Below are 20,711 nucleotides of genomic sequence, written 5' to 3'. Positions count from 1 at the left end.
TTTTAATTTTTATTTTTTAAATTTTTAAATTAACTAGATTATTTTTAATTTATTTTTTATTTAATTTGATTTTTTTCCTATAAAGTAAAAATCGCTTCCTTCATTTATTTTTGAATTTACTCCAAATTTAAAGGAGTGAAGGTTTAAAATGCTCTTTACTATATAAAGGCCAAGACCAGTTCCAACTTGAGGCCTTGTATGGTTTGTTCCTGCCCTATAAAATCTATCCCAAATTGAATTAATTTCACTTTCATCAATGCCAATTCCATGATCTATGCAATGAAATTCAACTCCTTCTTCACTTTCAAATATTTTTAATAGTATTTCATTAGAACTTTTAGAATAGTTTATGGCATTATTTATAAAATTATAGATGACCTGCTCAATTTTTCTCTTGTCTGCAAAAATTTCTGTATTTCCTTCCCTTTCGATTTTAAAATCTATGGGCGAATCTGTAAGATGCTTAAACCTGTCAGTAACTTTACCTGTAAGGTCAAATAAATCAAATTTTTCTAGCTTTATATCTTCAAGTTCTGATTCTATTTTAGATAAATCTAAAAGATCATTTACAAGATTTGTAAGGTAATCCGCTTCTGAAATAATTGTATTTAAATGGTCATTTCTCATTTTTTCATTAGATCCTGAAATATCTCTAATCATTTCTCCATAGGATTTAATTACTGTAAGGGGCGTTTTTAAATCGTGACTGACATTTGCAATTAAATCTTTTCTCACCTCAATAGTTTTTGTAAGTTCATCTTTAGCATAGTTTAAGGTATTTGAAAGATTGTCAATTTCTGTATACTCGCCCTTTTTAAAATTTACATTATAATTGCCGTGTGCAAGTTCTTTGGCCGTATTTGACATTTTAACAAGAGGCCTGGAAATTCTTTTTGAAAGGAAAAAGGCAAGGAGCAAAGATAAAATCAAGGATAAAACTGATACTATCATTAAAATCCTTTTTGTAACATCAACTGTAACGTCTACTGGCTTTAAAACTGTGTCTATAAAAAGATAATATTTTTTTCCTTCATTTTTGCCAAGGTAGCCTGAATAAATTATTCTAGGTTCATCTTCCTTGTCAAATCTCATTGTTGTTACCTTATATTTTAAATTTTCCCTTTGTAGGCTGCCGAAAAATTTGTCAAAAGTTTCCATGGTCATATAAGTCCTTGAAGATTTTATAAGATCAAGTAAGGTTATAGGATAAATGATTACACCATCTTCATCAAAAACTGAAATATTAAGACCCTTAGTATTTACATAATTTAAAAGTAAATCCTGGAAATTCCCCTTATCAAATTCATTTCTTAAATTATTTCCTACTTTTGTAACTTCGTGAATCTTTAAATTTTCATATACATATCCAAATAGAACAGTTTGTAAAAGCCAAAGGCAGACAAGAATAATTATGGAAAAAACTGCAAAATAGGACCAAAGTTTAAAAAGTATGGAGTCCTTATCAATATTAATTTTTTTTATTTTTTCAAAATTCTTATTCTCTTGTGTCAAATTTATAACCTACTCCCCTAACTGTAACTATGAATTTTCTATAATCTTTAATGGAATTTCTCAGCATTTTAATATGGGTGTCAACGGTTCTGTCATCACCAAAAAAGTCATAGCCCCAGACTTTATTTAACAGAGTTTCCCTATTCAAGGCTATATTTTCATTTTGAACCATAAAAACTAAAAGGTCATATTCTTTTGGAGTCATTTCAACTTTTTGGTCATCTACAAAGACAACTCTGCCGTCAAGATCAATTTTAAGGCCCTCATATTCTAAAATTTTGTTGTCATTGTTTTTTGAATTTCTGTTGACAATAACATTTAGCCTTGCCATTAGTTCCTTAGGTGAGAAGGGTTTTGTAACATAGTCATCAATGCCAATTTCAAAGCCAAATAATTTGTCATATTCCTCACCCCTTGCTGATAGCATTAAAACAGGTATGGTCTTGATTTTTTTTATTTCTTTATAGGATGAAAAACCGTCAAGACGTGGCATCATTATATCCATAACTATTACATCAAAATCTTCTTCTTTTACCTTTTCTATGGCATCAATTCCATCAACTGCTTCCACAACTTCATTGCCTTCAAATTCTGCATAGGTTTTTATAACTTCTCTTATTTTTTTTTCATCATCAACAACTAAAATTTTAAACATCTTATCACCTTTACTTATTTTCTTATACTTTTGTGTTTATTATATGAAATATTCTTAAAAATTTAAAGACTTCTAATTTTTATAAAAAAATTGCAGCTGAAATAACTGCAATTAATTTTTTATATTAAGATTTTGCCTTATAGGATTTTGTAAATTCAAGTTCATCAATTTTATTTTCCATTAGAAGGCCTCTAAATTCTTCATCATTAAGTCTTTTTTCTGATACAAATTCATAATATGAAAGAACTGGTCCTATTCCTATAAAAACTTTTCCATTAATTGTATAGGCTACATACATTTCCTTGCAATATCCAAGACCCACTTCTTCATAATGCCCTGCTGGAAGATTCCATGAATTTTCTGGAATTTTCATTAAGTCTGCAACAACTGCCATATCCCTATCAGACTTATCACCCAGTTCCCAAAAACCTTGGGCTTTGGGATTTACAAAGGAAATAAAAATATTTTCCATTTCTCCACCAATATAAGATAATCTATCATTATCTTCCTTTGAAAGGCTGCCACTTTCAAGCTCCTTGTGGCTGCAATCCATTAAGAATTTATTAAGACTTATAAAATTATCAAAACCTTTGATTTGATCTGCACTTAACAAATCTCTTGCCTTTAAATTTTCAAGGGTAAATCTTAAAAGATAGTCAAGTCTTTCATACAGTCTAATATTTGGTTCAACAAAATTTCCTACTTCAACTTCTTCTCCACCACCCATTTCTGCAACAACTGCTTCTGAATAGAGAATTGTATCATGCTTTAGGGCAGCCCATAAGCCAAGGGCTGAATTTATGTCTTTTTTCTTCCATTCGTCATTTGTCATAAATTTTGGATATCCCTCTCCATAGGAATTATTATATTCTCTCATAAGAGAAAAATATCCCCTATATAAATTTTTATTCCAAAAATCTTTATCTAAATTTTCCACTTCACTTTTTACTTCTTCATAGCGTTTAGGATATTCATCCCACTTTTGTATATTTTCGTCATTTTTTATTATATTTTCAGAAATAGAACTTCCAAGGAGAGCCATAATTTCAAGGCCTGAATATTTTGGCTTATTTGAAGCTTTCCCTGCCTCAGCAGTGTCAACTAGTTTTTGAGCCCATGTGTTATCAATTGGTGCCTTTTGAGGAATCACTGCAAAATAATTTCCTAGGCCCGGATTTATTTTAATGGGGACTTTTTTCAATTCTTCAAAGATATTATTAAGTTTTTTGCCATCATTTAAAGAATTTATGTCATCAGAAAAATTAAAATTTTTATAGTAGAGCCTAGCAAGATCTATGGCATCTGTCTTTTCACTTTTTTCAACTAAAAAGTCTAAAGTTCCCACTACTTTAAGGTAAATATCTTTTGTTTTATCGTCATTAACAAGGTTCCTTGTAATTAATAGGCTGCTTAAAAGGTGAGATTTAAGATTTTTTGAGCCATTGAAAAAGTTAAATTTATTTTGTGAATAAAGCATATTTAGGGCAAAATATTTTTTCAAATTATCGCTTTTAGTGTAGTGGCCTCTAGGGATAAACTGGCTATAGTCAAGGTCAGTTCCCGTAATATTTGAAATATCAGAACTTTGTCCCCTGATTTTTTTAAATTCATCACTGGCTAGCTTAAAAATTTCTTCATCAATGCCAAGGGATTTGTCAGACTTTATTAAATTATCGCCAATAACAAATTCTCCAGTAGCAAATAAAATTACATTTGCCTTAGCCGCCTCTTTAATTTCCTCATCTTCTGTATTTTTATAGTCATCTAATGATTTTTCAAGCATAAGACCATTAAATTCCTCTAAAAGAGGCAAGAATTTATCTTCTTCAACTTGTCTTAGCATATTGTCATAGAAAACATGGTAGAGATGGACCATAGAATCCGTTGTAACAAAACTTGAATTGGAAAAATACTCATTAAATTCATAGATTTGAAAAGGCTGTTCAGCTCCATAAGAATCCAATACAAAAAATCCATTTTTTAGAAGCAATTGTTTTTGCTCATCTGTAATAGAAAACCCCTCACCATAATCAAAGGCACCATAATTTGCAAGATTAGAAAAATCTTCCTTTAAAGGAATTTCTTTGTATGCGGCATTTATTTTGGAATTTAAAAGCTCAACACTTTTCATTTTATTTTCAAATCCTATTTCCTCTTTCTTAACTTCTACTCTTTCTTCACCCTTATTATTTATTTCCTTGCCTTCTTCTTTTGAGCATCCGGCAAGTAAAAGACTAATAATAAGCAAACTAATAAAAATCTTCTTCATTATATATTTCCCACCTTCCTAGGTTTTTTACAAATATTTTATTATCTTCTAACTTTATATCCTCATAAGTATCTAAATCAAAAGTTTTAATTCTCTCATAGGAAAAATCAGTATATCTATAGACTTCAACCGTTTTTCCAGTCCTTGTCCTTAAAAGACAATAAATTTCAGACCTATCCTTTTCTTTTATAAAATAATCTAAAAGGGGTTTTGAAAATCTTGAGCACCTATATTTAGGGACAAGCTTTTCCTCAAAATTATAGGCAAAAACCCTTTTAGCCATTACCCTGTGGTGGGGAGATTTTTTGTAAACTCCAAAATTAATCTCTTCTATCCCATCACCATCTAAATCACAAATATCAAGCTTAAAAATATTAAATTTGTTCCTTCCCCTTAATTTTTTTATGTAAGATATTGAAGGAATTATTATAGTATTTCCGTATTTTGAATATCTAGGTCCATAGATCAAAACTTCCCTGCTAGTATTTTTGTCAGAAATAAATCCCTCTGCCCTTAGAAGCAGCCTTTCCCTTGACATATAAAATAGAAAAATAGAAATAATTATGACGAAAAATAAAAACTTTTTCATGCTTTTATTTTAGCATATTGCTTTAGAAATAACAAGAAAAGCCTCCATAATCGGCTTTTTAAGATGAATGCAAAATAAATAAAATAGCAAAAATTTTTTTAAAATTTAAAATTTTTTATTAGCTAATATTTGAAATAATTTTTTTCAAAAAAATAGGAACTGCCCTTGCTCCACTCTTAGAGTGTGGACTGTTCCTATAATTTTAACTTTTTAATAACTGAAAAACCACAATAGCAGCATTAGTTAAATTAAAGAATTTAATTTTTTACTTACGAGTTCATTAACCATTTTTGGATTGGCCTTGCCCTTAGATTCTTTCATAACTTGGCCAACTAAAAATCCCAAGGCTCTGGATTTTCCATTTTTAAAATCTTCTATAGACTGCGGATTTGCTTTCATAACCTTATCAACAATTTCTTCAATAAATCCCGAATCTGAAATTTGAATTAGGCCTAGCCTTTTAATAATTTCATCAGAAGATTCACCTGTTTCAAACATTTCAAGCAAAACTTTTTTTCCTGCATTATTTGAAATTTTATTATCCTTAACAGACCTTAAAAGTTTAATAAATTCATCATCGGCAAAGGAAAGTTTAATTTCCTCACCATTTTCTAAATCTACTTGCCTTAGGATTTCTGTTAAAATCCAATTAGACAACATATTATAGTCATCAAATTTCCCTGCAAGCCTTTCATAAAAGCTAGCAAGCTCTTTTGAAGATGTTAAAATTTTTGAATCATAGTCGTTTAATTTATAGTCTTTCATAAATCTTAACTTTTTATCTTCCGGAAGCTCTGGCATATGTGAAATAATTTCATTGATTTCACCATCTGTAATTACAACTGGCGGCAAATCACCTTCAGGTGCAAACCTATAGTCGGCCACAGTATATTTTACTCTCATTAAAATAGTCTCATTTTTGGCATCGTCCCATCTTCTTGTTGTTCTTATTTCCTTTTCATCATTTTCCAAAAGTTTAATATGTCTTTGAACTTCAAAATCAATTGCCTTTTCAACTCCCCTAAAGGAATTTAAATTTTTAACTTCTGTGACGGCAGTTTTTCTTCCGCTTTCAATTTCCTTAACATTGACATTTACATCGCACCTTAAGGAACCTTCTTCCATTTTGCAATCTGAAATTCCAAGATAGATTAGGGTGTTTTTTAATTTTTCAAGAAACATTCTGGCTTCAGCTCCAGAATTCATATCAGGTTTTGTTACAATTTCAATTAGAGGAACTCCGGATCTATTATAATCCATCAGAGTTTCGTCCCCTTCTGTGTGCAAACTTTTTCCAGTATCTTCTTCCATTTGAATCCTAAAAATTCCAATTTTTTTGTCTTCACCATTTGAATTAATTGTTAAAAATCCTTCTTCACAAATTGGTTTGTCATTTTGTGTAATTTGAAAACCCTTGGTTAGATCAGGATAAAAATAATTTTTTCTGTCAAATTTTGACTTATTATTTATAGTACAGTTTAAGGCTTTAGCAGCCATAACAGAATATCTTAAAACATTTTTATTTAAAACAGGCATAGCTCCGGGAAGGGCAAGACAAATAGGGCACACTCTTGTATTTGGCTGACCTCCAAAAGAATTTTCGCATGAGCAAAAGGCCTTTGTCTTTGTTGAAAGTTCTACGTGGATTTCAAGACCCACAATTGTTTTATATGTCATCTTAAACTCCTTTCAAAAGCATGGGCAGCATTAATTAGTTCCCTATCCTTAAATCTTTTAGCTGTAAATTCCATACCAACGGAAAGTCCATTTTCTTTTTTTGGCATTGGGATTGAAATTGATGGGCATCCTGCCATATTAGCAGGAATTGTAAATAAATCCCCAGCATAAATTTCTACGGCTGACATTTCTCTATTAATTTCAAAGGGATATACGGGATAAGTTGGGCATAACATTAAATCATAGTCCTTAAACATATTTTCCATATCCCTTTTTATAATTCCACGAACTTTAAGGGCCTTGTAATAATAATCTTCAGCAAGATCAAGAGATAAAATATGAGTTCCAATCATAATTCTTCTCTTAACTTCATTGCCGAAACCTTCTCTTCTTGATTTTCTATACATCTCTTCAATATTTGAAAAATTTTCAGCCCTGTGGCCATAAATTACAGAATCAAATCTTGCAAGGTTTGATGCAATTTCACCATTAACTAAAATGTGGTAGGTTTCAATAACATATTTTAAGGATTCAATATTAAATTCTTCAACAATAGCCCCATTTTCAAGAAGTATGTCAATTGCCTTGTTAAATTCTCCCTTAATATCCTTATCAAGGTTCATATCCAAATAAATTTTTGGAATTGCAACCTTAATTCCCTTTAAAGAATTTTCAGCATTATTAAAATCAAAATTATCCTTTAGGGATTCATTTCCAACTGAAGTTGCATCTTTTTCATCTCTACCTTCAATTATTGATAATAGACTTTGCATATCTTCAACATCTTTTCCAATTACACCAACTTGATCAAAAGTATTGGCCATTGAAGAAACTCCAAATCTTGAAACTGTGCCATAGGTTGGCTTCATTCCCACTGTGCCGCAAAAAGATGAAGGCTGCCTTACACTTCCTCCAGTGTCCGTTCCAAGAGAAATTGCCGCCATATTTCCAGCAACAGATGCTGCACTTCCACCTGATGAACCCCCAGAAACAAGTTTTGTATTAAGAGGATTTTTTGTAACACCAAAATAAGATGTTTTTGTTGAAGCACCCATGGCAAATTCATCTAAATTTACCTTGCCTAAAATAATTCCATCATTTGCCTTTATTTTTCTAACAACTTCAGCATCATAGGGGCTTACAAAATTTTCAAGAATTTTTGATGCACAGGTCATTTTTAAGTCCTTAACTGCAATATTATCCTTAATGGAAATTGGGATACCTGCAATTTTTGACAATTCTTCCCTATTTCTAAATTTTTCGTCAACTTCCTTTGCTTCTTTTAGAGCATTTTCTTCATTTAAGGAAATATAAGCATTGATTTCTCCATTTTTTTCCTTAATATTCTTAAAATATTCTTTTGTAACTTCCTCTACAGAAAAATCCCTATTTCTGTAGCCCTCTGCAAGTTCTCTTGCCTTTAAATTTAATATATCCATATCCTACTCCACAAATTTTAACAATTTAAAATAACCATATTTTTCTGACTTAGCATTTTTTGTTGCTTCTTCTTGAGAAAGGGACTTTTTAATTTCATCCTCCTTCAAATTATTTACAGTTCCATTTACTTGAAAAACTTCATCCACTCCTTGAGTGTCAATTTTTTTAATGTTTTCAATTAAATCCATGGTTTCTAAAAAATCTTTTTCAAAACCATCTAGTTCTTCATCTGTAAATTCAATTTGTGCAATGTCTGATATGTGTTTAATTTCTTCTCTATTCATCATTACCTCCGAAAAGCTCTTTTAATCTATCTTCTGAAATAATTTCTATACCTAGATTTTTTGCCTTATCATATTTTGAACCAGGGCTTTCTCCAGCCAAAACATAGTCAGTATTTTTACTAACACTTGATGTAACTTTTGCCCCTCTTTGTAAAAGATCTGCTTCAATTTCTTTTCTGGACCTTGAAAGAGTGCCAGTAATTACTATAACCTTATCTTTTAAAGGACTATCTTCAAAAGAATTTTCATCATATTTTATTTTTATCCCATGATCAAAAAGTTTTGCTAGGGAAGATTCTATGTGAGAATCCTTAAAAAATTCTATGATTTCATAGGCAGTTATTGGACCAATATCGCCAATATCCTTTAATTCTTCAAAACTTGCTATCCTAAAGTCATCAAAATTTTTAAAGTAATTTGCCAAATCTCTTGCAGTTTTTATACCAACATTAGCAATGCCAAGAGCAAAAATAAAATTTGCCAAATAAGGATTTTTGCTGTTTTCTATGGCAGTTAAAAGATTCTGTGTTCTTTTTTCCTTAAAACCTTCAAGTTTTATTATATCACTTGCCTTAAGATTGTATAAATCAGGAATTTCCTTTAAGTCAAGTTTTTCCATAAAAGTTTCAATAGTTTTTTCACTTAAGCCTTCAATATTCATGGCATCCCTTGAAGCAAAATGTACAAGCCTTGAAACTAATTGAGGTTTGCAAGAAAGAGTATTTGGACAGAAGATGTGAACACCATTTTGTATAAGATGAGTACCGCAAGCCGGGCAAACTTCTGGCTTTTTTATTTCATAGGTTTTTTCTTCTGTGGGGACTGTCCCCAAAATTTCAGGAATAACATCATTTGACCTTCTAATTAAAACTTTTGAATTAAGTCTTAATTTCTTTCTATTAATATCATCAAAATTATTGAGAGTTGCCCTTTGAATTGTAACTCCACCTATTTGGCAGGGCTGAAGAATTGCAGAAGGTGTAACTTTTGAAGACCTTCCAACATTCCAAACGACCTCTAAAAGCCTTGTTGTTGCCTCCTGTGCTGCAAACTTAAAGGCAATGGACCATCTTGGAAATTTATTGGTAAATCCTAAAAGCTCTCTTGTTTTAAAATCACTAATTTTTATGGTTATTCCGTCAATTAAAATATTTAAATCACTTCTAATTTCTGAAATTTCTTCTATTCTCTTTTCAATTTCTTCAAAACTTTTTGCCCTATAATTCATTTTAGAAACTAAAAATCCCTCTTTTTTTAGAAAATCTTTCATTTGAATGTCATTTTTAAAAATCGCTGCTTCAATATAATTTACATTATAAAAATAGGCTGTTAAATGCCTACTTTTTGTAAGTTTTGGATCTAAATTTCTCAAAGCTCCTGCCGCTGCATTCCTTGCATTTTTTAATTTTTCGCTAGTACTTTCATTATATTTCTTTAGGGCTGAAAGGGGCATCAATCCCTCCCCTTGAATTTCGCATTTTCCTTTAAAATCAATGGATAAGGGAACTTCATTTATAGTCTTAACCTGCTCTGTTATAATTTCGCCAATACTTCCATTGCCCCTTGTGGTTGCAAGTGAAAGATAGCCGCCTTCATAGGTTAAATTTATGGTAAGACCGTCAAATTTCAATTCTATAATAAATTCCGGGTCTGGAAGTTTATCACTATGGCTTTGATTATAATCCCTAACAAAATTTATTTGCCTTTGATACCAAGTTTTTAACTGGTCAAGGGACTGAGCCTTGTCCATAGAATATAGGGGCTTTATATGCTTATGCTTTTCAAATTTTTTTAAAACTTCTCCACCAACTCTTTGGCTTGGAGAATCTGGCAGAACATAATTCTCCCTTTTTTCCATTTCTATAAGCTGGTCATAAAGCTTATCATATTCCCCATCTGAAACTAAAGGCTCATCTAAGGTGTAATAATTATAGGCATAGGAATTTAATTTTTTAACAAGGTCTTTCATTTTTTCATGATTGTTTAAAGGATTTTCCATTTTATTTTCTTTCATTTCATTCATTAATTTTCTACCTTTAGAGGTGCAAAACTTTGCATTAATTTTTTAAGCCCCTTCTTGTCAAAGGAAACAACAAGTTCAAAGTCGCCGTCCTTTTCCTTTTTTCCTACTACCATTCCCTTGCCAAAAATTTTATGCGAAACCTTGTCGCCAACATTTATAGTAGTTTGAATTTTAGGTTTTTCCTTTTTATTTTCAGATTTCTTATAAGTTTCTCCCTTAAATTTTTCCCTATAAGGACTATCATAAGTTTTTGTTTTTGAATCGTCATTATAATTTATAACCCTAAGGAGCTTTTCATCTCCGCCCTTAAAGTTTTCAATAGCTTCTTCCATTTCGTTTATAAATCTTGACCTAAGTTTTGGAGTTGATTTTCCATATAAAAATCTTGTCTTGCAAGAAGAAATATATAAAAGGTCTTTGGCCCTTGTAACTGCAACATAACAAAGTCTTCTTTCCTCTTCAATATCTTCTTCAACTTCCAAGTCCCTAATAATTGGAAATAATCCTTCTTCCATTCCTACTAAAAAGACAATAGAAAATTCAAGACCCTTGGCAGCGTGAACTGTCATTAAACTAACTCCCTTATTGCCACTTGTCTTGTCAAGATCAGTTAAAAGACTCATTTCCCCTAAATACTCTTCTAAGCTATAATTATCAGGATAGGACATTAAATTTGACATAAGTTCATTTACATTGTCAATTCGACCTCTGGCTTCAACCGTCCCCTCTTTTTCCAATTTATGCACATATTCAGTTTCTTTCAAAACTAATTCCAATAGCTTATACAGAGGAAGGTCTTTTTTTCTTTCCAAAAATAAATTAATACTAGACACAAAAGCCTTAATGCTTTTTTCTGACCTTAAATTTAAATCACTTTCATCTAAGGAGCTAATAACTTCAAAAATTGACTTATTATGAGATGCTGCATAGCCCTCAATTTCCTCTACTGTAGTATCGCCAATGCCTCTTTTGGGTGTATTTATAATTCTCTTTAGGGCAATTTCATCATTTGGATTATTAATTACTTTTAAATATGCCAAAATATCCTTTATTTCTGCCCTGTCATAAAATCTTAATCCTCCAACTATTTTATAATTAATGCCTTCTCTCATTAACTTTTCTTCAAAGGTCCTTGACTGGGCATTAGTCCTATATAAAATTGCCATATCGTCAAAAGACTTGCCCTTATAATTTAATTTCAAAATTTGGTTGGAAATTTCATAGGATTCTTCATCAGATGAATTAAATTCCCTATAGGAAACTTCGCTTCCGCCCTTTCTTTCTGTCCAAAGATTTTTCTTGAACTTTGCTGGATTATTTTTTATAAGGGCATTGGCAGTGTCCAAAATTTTTTGGCTAGACCTATAATTTTGCTCCAGCTTTATGATTTTTGCACCTGGAAAGTCCTCTTGAAAATTTAAAATATTATTAATATCTGCCCCTCTCCACTTATAAATGGACTGGTCATTATCACCAACAACTGTAAGCTTTGGGTCATCTCCTGCCAGGTATTTTATTAATTTATATTGAATGGAGTTTGTATCCTGATATTCATCAACAAATACATATTCAAATTTATTTTGATAAAAATCTCGAACTTCCTTATAATCCCTTAAAATCTCAACAGTCTTTATAATTAAATCGTCAAAATCCAAGGCATTATTTTCCTTTAATTTCTTTTCATAGTAGGCATAAATTTTTGCCACATTTAACTTATAGATATCATCCTTGAACTCTGCTTCAGCTTCCTTTGGAGAAACTTCTTCATTTTTCATCATTGAAATCTGAGAAATAATAGAATTCTTAGAATAGATATCCTTAGATAAATTAAGGTCTTTTAGGGCATCTTTAACTAAAGTTGATTGGTCCTGCCTGTCATAAATTGTGTAATTTGATTTATAACCAAGAACTTCAATATTTTTTCTTAAAACCCTAAGGCAAATTGAGTGAAAGGTACCAATCCACATGGCATCAATATCATTATCTATTAATTTTCCAACCCTTGTTTTCATTTCTTTGGCGGCCTTGTTGGTAAAGGTTATGGCCAAAATTTTCCAAGACTGTATACCATTTTCAATAAGATAGGCAATTTTATTGGTAACAACTTTTGTCTTGCCACTGCCAGCTCCTGCTAAAATAAGTAAGGGGCCTTCATTATATAAAAGAGCCTCTCTTTGCCTGTCATTTAAAGTACTTAAATCCATTTTACTCCTCATCTAATAAATTCCTAACTACATAGGAGGCTAAAATAAAGCCAGATACAGGTGGCACAAAAGAAACAGAGCCCGGAGTTCTCATAGAAGTTTTTATGGGCTCTTCCTTTGAATAGACCACAGGAATTTTCCTTATATTTTTTCCCTTAAGTTTTTTTCTTATAATCTTTGCAAGGGGGTCAATGCTTGTATTTTCAATAAAATCAATTTCAAATTTTGTGGGGTCAAGTTTATTACCCGTCCCCATAGAAGAAATTATTTTTACTCCAGCCTCTCTTGCCCTCTCAATAATTAAAAGTTTTGAACTTACATTATCTATGGCATCAATTATAAAGTCATAATCCTTAAAATTTATATTATCCTTAGTTTCTTCATTATAAGAAAAAGTGTATTTTATAACGTCAATATCCCGAATATCCTTAATTCTTTCATAGGCGACATCTGTTTTTGCCTTCCCTAGGGATTTTTTTGTAGCATAGAGCTGCCTATTCATATTTGTAATTTCATAGACATCGCCATCACAAATTCCGATTTTTCCAATGCCAGCCCTCGCTAGAGCTTCACAAGATGCTGCTCCAACCCCTCCAAGGCCAAAAAGCAAAACTCTTGAAGAATTTAATTTTTTTATATCCTCGCTACTAAGCATTAAGGAAGTTCTGCTAAAAAAATTATTTTCCATATCAATCATTTAATTTTGCATCTTTAACTTCTTTATTTTCATCTAAAACTGCTCTGCCTTCAACTAAATCTCCAACTTTTAAGTACTTATTAGTGTAGACAATAACAGTTTTTGGAAGAATTAAATTCTTGTTATCAGATTCTGTAATATCAATATACATATACTTTATAGTTCCGCCATCAACAATATTAGATATCTTGCCCTTAAAATTCACCTTAGAATTAATTACATCTTCTATAATTTTTTCATCTTTTTTCAGCTCTTCTTCATGAGCCTTAGGGCCAATAATATTGTCCTTATTATCTATTTGATTTATATCAATTCCCATATTATCATTACTATAATTTGGATTTGCCTTAATATAATCTAAAAGCTTTGAAGAAATAACAGCCATTTCAGACCTTCTAATAAATTTCGACCCATTAAAATTACCATTGGAACCATCTTTTGTGAAAATTCCCATTTCTATAAGTTTTGGTAAAATTTTCTTTATATTATCAGGAATAGAATCTAGGTCCTTATAAGTTAAGGAAGAATAATCCCCATCTTCTTTTACATTTAAAAATCTTGCAAATAAAAGAGCAACAGTATTTCTTGATGGATAACTTTTTGAATTAATCATATTCTTATTATAGGCAGCTTTTAAAGTTAATTCACTTACAACACCCCTAGTCAAAGAAAAGGACACAGCTTCCCTTGACCATTCAGGGATTTTATATTCCTTAAAAATATTTTCATAAGAATTTAAAGAATCAATTTGATTTTCCCTTGCTCTTACAGATATGCTCTTTAAAATTTGAAGAGTTTCTAAAAAAGATACAGACTTATTTGGCTTGTAAGTTCCGTCAGGAAAGCCCTTTAAAATATTTTCTTCTACCATTTTTTCCACATAAGTATAGGCCCATGAATAATTACCTGATTCATTAACATCCTTAAAGGTTCCTGCAAAAATGCTCATAGGCATTAAAATTATAATAATAAATAATAATATCTTATTTTTGATTTTCATTTCATCACTCCATAAAATATTATAACATAGATAGAAAAAGAATAAGGAATTTTTTAAGGATAAGCCTTTAATTTGAATTATTGAAAGTTTTATCTAAAAAAAGGAGCTGTTGCAAAAGTCCCATCATAGAAAAAAGACGAGGAAATATAAACATCCTACATAAAACCATCAAACTATGAAAAGTTGAAAACATGAAAACATAAAAAAGAGCAAGAATTTAGGGAAAGCTTAAAATACGATGAAAAACAAGACAAATACAAATCACAAGAAGGCAAAGAATTCATAAGATGTAATGACAGATACAGAAAAAGAAAAAGAGGATACGTAACAACAAAAGTCTACAGATGATTCGATTGGAGCAAAGAAGGACAAAAAACCAAAGGAATCTACATAGCAGAAACATTTCAAAAATATAGGGAAGAATCCTTAAAAAACATAATGTCCGACCAAGGAATAGAAGAAAGATTAAATAGATCAATTCAAGCCGAAGGAGCATTTTACAAAATAAAGTCAGGCTTAAACTACAACAGATTCCACCACAGAAGAAAAGAAAACATAATAAGTGAAATATGTCTCTTATAAATAGCACTAAACTTAAATAAACTGGCATCAAAAATAGAAAATAAGAACTTAGAAATCATAAAATATAAAGCTGCTTAATAAAAAAATGATGTTGCAGAGTAGAATCATCTATTCTGCAACATCACCTTAAAAATTTTAAATTTTAATAAAAATAATCCCCACTACTTGCTCCAAGATTTCTCCAATTGTCAAAATCTCTTGAATCTCTTATTCTTGAATCAGGTCTTACTTCATAAGATGAGCTTCCCACTGGTGTTACATAAGAAATTTGTGCATTTCCTCTATCATCAACATAACCCTTAAGCTCAACTATATCATATTTGCTAAAAGATCTGTCATAGACTCTTACACTATATTCTTTTCCCAATCCAACTCTTGAATTATCGCTTTGAATTATTTTTATTATTAGGTCATATTCAGCTCTGCTAAAAGTTGAACTTGAATTTTGAAAATCTACTACTTGTCCTCTAGCTGTAAAGTATTCAGCCTTATCTGTTTGTCTAATTACTGAAACTTTTCCATTGCTATCAAGTTCAAGCTGAACATACATGCCAATATAATCACTATCTCTTGCTTGTGGATTTGTTGCTTGTGAAGATCCATTTACATATCTAACATTCCATGCTAATTCATATTTAACCGGACTATAATTATTTACTCTAATTTCTATATGACCATTATTTCTTCCCCAAACATCTCTTGAAGCAAAATCCGTTACGACACCTGAAACAAGATTATCCGCACTATCTCCTATGTCAATTGCAACTTTATAATTAACCTTTAGATAAATTGTGTCATTTACTTTTACATTATTTAAAGAAGATTTTGTATCTTTTGTTATATAGAAAGTATATTCCTTGTTATCACTAAGTTTTAACTTAACTTCTCCAGTAGATGTGCTTGTAGAAATTGAAGTAACTTTTCCCTTTACAGTTGCTTCTTTTGGAAATACAATCATTTCAGAAATCTTTCCATCTGAATTTAACTTAAATTCAACTAAATCATCTGTTGAAACTTTATCAAGTTCAATTTTATTGCCATAGGCAGTTATTTTTGCATCAGATGCAAACTCAAAAGTTTTTGAATCAGATGTTGAAACTTTGCTTGTTGTTCTAAAGTCTAGCTTTGAAGAATTTTCTGTATATTTGATAGTAATTGTATTAGTAGTTTTTGAATTTACATAGCCAACTAAATTTTGGTTTAAAGATGTAATCTCAACTGTTTTTGCAAGGCCTAATTTGTCAGATGAATTTGATTTTACATATTCAACCTTAACTTCTTGGCCAGCTTGCAAGTCATCAAATTTAAGGGTCTTATCCTTTGTCTTATATTTTGTTTGGTCATTTAATTCAAAAGAATATTTTGACTTTCCTTCTTCAATAATTAAGACATTTGTATTATTTAATTTTGATGCAAGAATTACTTTCCCAGTCTTTGCTTCTGGTTTTTCTTCAGCATGACTTGACATATAATCAAAACCAGCCTTAACAATTATTGCCATTTCTGATCTTCTAATTTCTTTATCACCGTTAAATTTACCGTCAGAGCCCGTTGATGTAAAAATTCCTGCCTTAACTAATGATGCTAAATATCCCTTAACATTATCTGGAATTTGATCTAAATCATCATGTCTAAGGTAAGATTTATCTCCACTACTTGATAGCTTTAAGGCCCTTGCAAAAAATACGGCAATATCTTTTCTTATAGGATATTTCTTTTCTTTAGCTTCTAAAAATCCTTTATCAGCTGCATCTTTAAATTCAGTTTCTGATACTATCCCCCTATATAATGCAACACTAAAGGCTTTTTTTGCCCAATCTGGTGTGTCCTTTTCATTTAATAATTTTTCATATTTATCTTTTGCTTCTTTAATTTCACTTTCACTTGGATTAACAACTTGTACTATAAGCTGCATTACTTCAGGAAAAGATACTGGTGCTTCAGGTTTGTAGGTTCCATCAGGATAACCTGAAATTACATTTTTGTCGCTTAATTCATCTATTGCACTGAAAGCCCAAGAAAAACTTCCTGTTCTGCTAACATCACTAAAAGATTTAGCACTTACGCATGTTGTAGCAAATGTAATAGCAGTAAGACTTATAGCTAACGCTTTCTTAATCTTAGAATTAATCATAACTACCTCCATTTATATCTTTTTTTATATTATAACACACTAAAAGATAACAAATATTACATTTTTATAACAAGTTTGTTAATATCACAATTTTGGGCTTTTAATTACAGGTTTTTTTGATATAATTTAGTAAAGGAGTGATTCTATGCGTTATTTACCCGTAGGTTTGGATACAAGAGAAAAAAATATACTTGTTTTAGGCGGCGGACACATGGCCTACCAAGCAATTAAAACTTTGGCTAAAACTGAAGCCACAATTTATGTAATTAATGAAATTATAAACGATGATATAAAAAAATTGGCCGATAATTATGAAAATAGGTTTAAATTAAAGGAAGAAGAACTTACTGAAAACTTTATTTTTATGGGCTATGACTATGTAATTATTGCAACAGAAAATTTTGAAATCAATCAAGCTATGGAAAAAAGAGCAATTGATAAGAGGATGGCCTACGAAAGAATGGACATTGTATCTTCCTCATCAATTATATTGAATAAGGTTTTGGAATATGGACCAATTACCGTTGGCTTAAATAATTCTAAAAATAATTCTGTAATAACAAATAGAATTTACAAAGATATAGAAAAATTATTAGATTCTTATACCTTAGAAAAATTTACAAATTTAAATTCTATACGCACAGAACTTATTAGAAAAAATACCTTAAATGCTGATGATGTAATTGAACTTCTATATGATGAAAAAGACCAAACTATTAAGGACTTTTTATCTAAAATGAAAGAATATAAAATTGAAGGCCTTGAAGCTGCCAAAGACCTTTTAACTTCTCTTAAGAATAGATCATCTATAAATTTGGAAAAGGAAGAAACTAATAAAGAAAAAGTCATTGAAGATAATATTAATGAATTTAAAAACAATCCTGAAAATGAGGGATCCAAAGCAAATGATGTGACTGAAATTAATGACCCCCTTTCAAAGGATGAAATAAAAAATATTGATATGTCCTTTGATGATGAAAATGATGATAATAATAAATAAATAAAGACAAAACAAAAATAGGGAGGGTCTCCTAAAGACCTTCCCTATTTTTCTAACAAAAGGGCTGGAAAATTCTAGCCCTTTTTGCTAACTAAAATTTTAAAATTCTTTTTTCTCAATTATATTTCTTGACCACAGGTAGGAAATTATAAATATTATAGTCCCAAGGCCTAATAATATATAGGGGAAAAAGCTCATGTCTATATTGCCAAAATATTTCCTAAAAATTTTTAAAGATGGCCGTATAAGTAAAGGTAGCAAATATATTAAACTAGGAATATAAGAGTTTTTCCCAAATTTAATGATTGTGGGGATTGCAAGGCTATAAACTGATGTTAGTAAAATCATAGCTGATGCTATTAAAAGGAAATTTTTTGACTCTATATTTAGTAAACTCATGGCCCTAATAAATAAGAAGATGGAAATAATATATAAGCTAAGGTTAATTAAATACTTATAATTTACTATGTCTTTTCTATTTAATGGTAAGCTGACAATATAGGAAAAATGTTCTTCCATAAAATTTAGGCTATAGAGGAAGGAACCCATTAGCGGAACTATGGAAAGAAATTGTATTAAAGAGCTGTGATCTTTTCCCGGTAAAATAATGCTTACAATCACTGCTAAGATTATTAAAATATTTATTAGCCTATATTCATATAAATCTTTTTTTAAAAGCGCAATCATATTAAAACTCCTTCTTCCTTATTATTATTCTTGAAAAAATATAGGACAAGCTAAATAGGGCAAATGATATTAAGTAAAAAATATAGAGAGGTTTTTCAAAAATATCTTTTAAATCATTTATGAAAAAGGAAAGGCTCGTTGCAAAAAATATCATTAAAGATCCCATAACCATAAGTCCATATTCTTTTCTAAATTTTGAAAAGAATAGCTGAATTGGAATTATCATTGAAATATAGGAAGTGATAAAGGTCTTGGACATTAGCGGAAAATTAACTGAATCTAAAAATTTACTATTAACTATAAATGTTAGGCTTCCTATTGTTATATAAATTATGGCACATACAATATATTCTAAATATTTTGCATTAATAAATTCTATCCTTGAAATTGGATAGGTAAAATAAGTTTTATAGGATAGGGAAAAAATATCATTAATAATCATATTTAAAAATATTACTACTGAACCTCCTGTCAGCACTCCTAAAAGAGTATATTTAAGATCATGTTCAAGGTTTACAAAATAAAGAACTCCTAAAAAAACTCCAATAAAAATAAAATAAACTATTATGGACTTATAATTTTCAATTAAATCTCTTTTTAAAATTGCTTTCATTATTTTCCCCTTTCAAATAAAATCATAATTTCTTCAATTGTTGGCCTATCAACAAGAGCATCGGGATAAATTCTTAAAAATTCTTCCTTATTTTCTATTAGGGCATCTATGTTATAGGTGTTGTTCTTTCTCTTAATTATAAATTTTGGATCATATTCTTTTATTTCTTCTTCTGATGTTCTTAAAATTCCATAATTATAAAGGAGTTCTTCCTTGGACTTAGAAAAAATTATCTCACCTTCTGAAATAAAGGTTATATAGTCAGCAATTTTTTCTAAATCACTTGTAATATGAGTTGAAAATAAAATTGTGGCATCTTCATTTTTTATAAAATCAAAAAAAATATCAAGAATTTCATCACGAATAACGGGGTCAAGGCCTGATGTGGGCTCATCTAAAATCAAAAACTTGGGATGAGGGGCAAGGGCTATTGCAATTTTTAATTTCATCTTGTTTCCGGTAGAAAACTCCTTATATTTTGTATTTTCAGGAATTTTAAATTCTTTTATTAAATCATAGAAATAATTTTTGTCCCAATTTTTGTAGGCTGAGGATAGAACTTTTTCAATATCCTTAATCTTTAGGGTTTCTGTGAAAAATCCTTCATTTAATACAACTCCAATGCCTTCCTTTATTTCTTTTGACAAATCTTCTCCTAAAATTTTAATACTGCCCTTATAATTTACAAGGCCAAGAATTGACTTTATTATAGTTGTTTTTCCTGCTCCATTTTCACCAATAAGGCCCATAACAGTTCCCTTGTCTATTTCTAAATTTATATTTTTTAAGGAAAAGTTTTTATAATCTTTATAAAGATTTTTAATTTCTATTGCTTTCATAATAACTCCTAACTTTCTAGTAAATTTTCTAAAATTTCTAAAATTTCATTCTTACTTAAATTTATTGACCTAGCAGCAATAATTGCTTCTTCAAAATAATCTTCAATCTTTTTTAAGGCCTCTTCATAAACATAATCCTTATTTAGGGGGGCAACAAAAGATCCCTTGCCGGGAACTGTGTATATATATCCCTCTTCTTCTAAATCCTTATAGGCCCTTTTTGTTGTAATGAGAGAAACTTTTAGATCAGATGCAAGACTTCTCATTCCTGGAAGGGCTTCATCTTTTTTTAAAATCCCCTTGATTATTTGAATTTTAATTTGGTCATTTATTTGCTGATAAATCGGTTTATCAATTTTGTTTGAAATAATTATATTCATTAAATAACCTCTCTGTATATACTGTATATACAGTATATACACTGTTATATAAAAGGTCAATATTTTTTTAAAATTTTTTTAATTTATAATTTTTTCCATAAAAAAGAACTAAGCCCCAAAACTTAG

General features: G+C 30.1%; 18 protein-coding genes. 2 read left to right on the top strand and 16 right to left on the bottom strand.

The features are described 5' to 3' along the window. Positions 1 to 60: 60 nt before the first annotated feature. From BQ4446_RS05100 to BQ4446_RS05050, 11 genes are all read right to left on the bottom strand, one after another. Positions 61 to 1,512 (bottom strand): sensor histidine kinase, encoded by a 1,452-nt coding sequence (locus tag BQ4446_RS05100; protein ID WP_071027219.1) that lies wholly within the window; start codon positions 1,510 to 1,512, stop codon positions 61 to 63. Then, on the bottom strand, positions 1,496 to 2,167 hold the full coding sequence (locus tag BQ4446_RS05095; protein WP_071027217.1) for a response regulator transcription factor: 672 nt from the start codon (positions 2,165 to 2,167) through the stop codon (positions 1,496 to 1,498). Before BQ4446_RS05095 ends, BQ4446_RS05100 begins: the two co-directional genes overlap by 17 nt. A 124-nt stretch (positions 2,168 to 2,291) precedes the next feature. Further along, positions 2,292 to 4,436: a DUF3160 domain-containing protein gene (locus BQ4446_RS05090; protein ID WP_071027216.1), complete on the bottom strand. Its 2,145-nt coding sequence runs from the start codon at positions 4,434 to 4,436 to the stop codon at positions 2,292 to 2,294. Further along, positions 4,417 to 5,025, bottom strand: coding sequence for a hypothetical protein (locus tag BQ4446_RS05085; RefSeq protein ID WP_071027214.1), 609 nt, complete (start codon positions 5,023 to 5,025; stop codon positions 4,417 to 4,419). Before BQ4446_RS05085 ends, BQ4446_RS05090 begins: the two co-directional genes overlap by 20 nt. A gap of 243 nt (positions 5,026 to 5,268) precedes the next feature. After that, positions 5,269 to 6,702 carry an Asp-tRNA(Asn)/Glu-tRNA(Gln) amidotransferase subunit GatB gene (gene gatB, locus BQ4446_RS05080; RefSeq protein WP_071027212.1) on the bottom strand — a complete coding sequence of 478 codons (1,434 nt, stop codon included), beginning with the start codon at positions 6,700 to 6,702 and terminating at the stop codon, positions 5,269 to 5,271. Beyond that, positions 6,699 to 8,141, bottom strand: coding sequence for an Asp-tRNA(Asn)/Glu-tRNA(Gln) amidotransferase subunit GatA (gene gatA / locus BQ4446_RS05075; protein WP_071027210.1), 1,443 nt, complete (start codon positions 8,139 to 8,141; stop codon positions 6,699 to 6,701). Before gatA ends, gatB begins: the two co-directional genes overlap by 4 nt. Positions 8,142 to 8,144: 3 nt before the next feature. Next, entirely contained in the window at positions 8,145 to 8,426 is a 282-nt protein-coding gene (gene gatC, locus BQ4446_RS05070) for an Asp-tRNA(Asn)/Glu-tRNA(Gln) amidotransferase subunit GatC (RefSeq protein ID WP_071027209.1), read from the bottom strand. Then, positions 8,419 to 10,449 carry an NAD-dependent DNA ligase LigA gene (ligA, locus tag BQ4446_RS05065; RefSeq protein WP_280630405.1) on the bottom strand — a complete coding sequence of 677 codons (2,031 nt, stop codon included), beginning with the start codon at positions 10,447 to 10,449 and terminating at the stop codon, positions 8,419 to 8,421. The genes gatC and ligA overlap by 8 nt, the downstream gene beginning before the upstream one ends. Next, positions 10,449 to 12,653 (bottom strand): ATP-dependent helicase, encoded by a 2,205-nt coding sequence (locus BQ4446_RS05060; protein ID WP_071027206.1) that lies wholly within the window; start codon positions 12,651 to 12,653, stop codon positions 10,449 to 10,451. The genes ligA and BQ4446_RS05060 overlap by 1 nt, the downstream gene beginning before the upstream one ends. Position 12,654: 1 nt before the next feature. Further along, on the bottom strand, positions 12,655 to 13,350 hold the full coding sequence (locus tag BQ4446_RS05055) for a tRNA threonylcarbamoyladenosine dehydratase (protein ID WP_245149674.1): 696 nt from the start codon (positions 13,348 to 13,350) through the stop codon (positions 12,655 to 12,657). After that, positions 13,343 to 14,350 (bottom strand): S-layer homology domain-containing protein, encoded by a 1,008-nt coding sequence (locus tag BQ4446_RS05050; protein WP_071027204.1) that lies wholly within the window; start codon positions 14,348 to 14,350, stop codon positions 13,343 to 13,345. The genes BQ4446_RS05055 and BQ4446_RS05050 overlap by 8 nt, the downstream gene beginning before the upstream one ends. Positions 14,351 to 14,734: 384 nt before the next feature. On the opposite strand from BQ4446_RS05050, the gene BQ4446_RS08485 reads away from it, so the two are divergent. Next, positions 14,735 to 14,932: a transposase gene (locus BQ4446_RS08485; RefSeq protein ID WP_209019109.1), complete on the top strand. Its 198-nt coding sequence runs from the start codon at positions 14,735 to 14,737 to the stop codon at positions 14,930 to 14,932. A gap of 142 nt (positions 14,933 to 15,074) precedes the next feature. Here BQ4446_RS08485 and BQ4446_RS05045 read toward each other — a convergent pair whose 3' ends face one another. Further along, positions 15,075 to 17,066 carry an S-layer homology domain-containing protein gene (locus BQ4446_RS05045; protein ID WP_071027202.1) on the bottom strand — a complete coding sequence of 664 codons (1,992 nt, stop codon included), beginning with the start codon at positions 17,064 to 17,066 and terminating at the stop codon, positions 15,075 to 15,077. Positions 17,067 to 17,211: 145 nt separating this feature from the next. On the opposite strand from BQ4446_RS05045, the gene BQ4446_RS05040 reads away from it, so the two are divergent. Then, a complete protein-coding gene (locus tag BQ4446_RS05040) occupies positions 17,212 to 18,066 on the top strand; it encodes a precorrin-2 dehydrogenase/sirohydrochlorin ferrochelatase family protein (protein WP_071027200.1) in 855 nt (284 codons plus the stop codon). 99 nt (positions 18,067 to 18,165) lie between these two features. Here BQ4446_RS05040 and BQ4446_RS05035 read toward each other — a convergent pair whose 3' ends face one another. From BQ4446_RS05035 to BQ4446_RS05020, 4 genes are read right to left on the bottom strand one after another with little or no spacing between them, the layout of a single operon-like run. Next, positions 18,166 to 18,753 (bottom strand): ABC-2 transporter permease, encoded by a 588-nt coding sequence (locus BQ4446_RS05035; RefSeq protein ID WP_071027198.1) that lies wholly within the window; start codon positions 18,751 to 18,753, stop codon positions 18,166 to 18,168. 1 nt (position 18,754) lies between these two features. Then, positions 18,755 to 19,366, bottom strand: coding sequence for an ABC-2 transporter permease (locus BQ4446_RS05030; protein WP_071027196.1), 612 nt, complete (start codon positions 19,364 to 19,366; stop codon positions 18,755 to 18,757). Beyond that, positions 19,366 to 20,205, bottom strand: a complete 840-nt coding sequence (locus tag BQ4446_RS05025; RefSeq protein WP_071027194.1) for an ABC transporter ATP-binding protein — start codon at positions 20,203 to 20,205, stop codon at positions 19,366 to 19,368. Before BQ4446_RS05025 ends, BQ4446_RS05030 begins: the two co-directional genes overlap by 1 nt. 8 nt (positions 20,206 to 20,213) lie before the next feature. Continuing rightward, positions 20,214 to 20,585: a GntR family transcriptional regulator gene (locus BQ4446_RS05020; RefSeq protein WP_071027192.1), complete on the bottom strand. Its 372-nt coding sequence runs from the start codon at positions 20,583 to 20,585 to the stop codon at positions 20,214 to 20,216. Positions 20,586 to 20,711: the final 126 nt, after the last annotated feature.

Origin of the sequence: Peptoniphilus raoultii (assembly GCF_900099555.1) — a bacterium.
Classification (GTDB): Bacteria; Bacillota; Clostridia; order Tissierellales; family Peptoniphilaceae; genus Peptoniphilus_A; species Peptoniphilus_A raoultii.
This window is presented reverse-complemented; position numbering and strand designations above follow the sequence as displayed.

Bases quoted from the DNA above. Each gene is read 5' to 3' on its own strand.
- gatB (WP_071027212.1), bottom strand. From the start codon at position 6,702: ATGACATATAAAACAATTGTGGGTCTTGAAATCCACGTAGAACTTTCA.
- BQ4446_RS05095 (WP_071027217.1), bottom strand. From the start codon at position 2,167: ATGTTTAAAATTTTAGTTGTTGATGATGAAAAAAAAATAAGAGAAGTT.
- BQ4446_RS05020 (WP_071027192.1), bottom strand. From the start codon at position 20,585: ATGAATATAATTATTTCAAACAAAATTGATAAACCGATTTATCAGCAA.
- ligA (WP_280630405.1), bottom strand. From the start codon at position 10,449: ATGAATGAAATGAAAGAAAATAAAATGGAAAATCCTTTAAACAATCAT.
- BQ4446_RS05035 (WP_071027198.1), bottom strand. From the start codon at position 18,753: ATGATTGCGCTTTTAAAAAAAGATTTATATGAATATAGGCTAATAAAT.
- BQ4446_RS05055 (WP_245149674.1), bottom strand. From the start codon at position 13,350: ATGATTGATATGGAAAATAATTTTTTTAGCAGAACTTCCTTAATGCTT.
- BQ4446_RS05045 (WP_071027202.1), bottom strand. From the start codon at position 17,066: ATGATTAATTCTAAGATTAAGAAAGCGTTAGCTATAAGTCTTACTGCT.
- BQ4446_RS05085 (WP_071027214.1), bottom strand. From the start codon at position 5,025: ATGAAAAAGTTTTTATTTTTCGTCATAATTATTTCTATTTTTCTATTT.
- BQ4446_RS05090 (WP_071027216.1), bottom strand. From the start codon at position 4,436: ATGAAGAAGATTTTTATTAGTTTGCTTATTATTAGTCTTTTACTTGCC.
- BQ4446_RS05040 (WP_071027200.1), top strand. From the start codon at position 17,212: ATGCGTTATTTACCCGTAGGTTTGGATACAAGAGAAAAAAATATACTT.
- gatA (WP_071027210.1), bottom strand. From the start codon at position 8,141: ATGGATATATTAAATTTAAAGGCAAGAGAACTTGCAGAGGGCTACAGA.
- BQ4446_RS05030 (WP_071027196.1), bottom strand. From the start codon at position 19,366: ATGAAAGCAATTTTAAAAAGAGATTTAATTGAAAATTATAAGTCCATA.
- BQ4446_RS05050 (WP_071027204.1), bottom strand. From the start codon at position 14,350: ATGAAAATCAAAAATAAGATATTATTATTTATTATTATAATTTTAATG.
- BQ4446_RS05060 (WP_071027206.1), bottom strand. From the start codon at position 12,653: ATGGATTTAAGTACTTTAAATGACAGGCAAAGAGAGGCTCTTTTATAT.
- gatC (WP_071027209.1), bottom strand. From the start codon at position 8,426: ATGAATAGAGAAGAAATTAAACACATATCAGACATTGCACAAATTGAA.
- BQ4446_RS05025 (WP_071027194.1), bottom strand. From the start codon at position 20,205: ATGAAAGCAATAGAAATTAAAAATCTTTATAAAGATTATAAAAACTTT.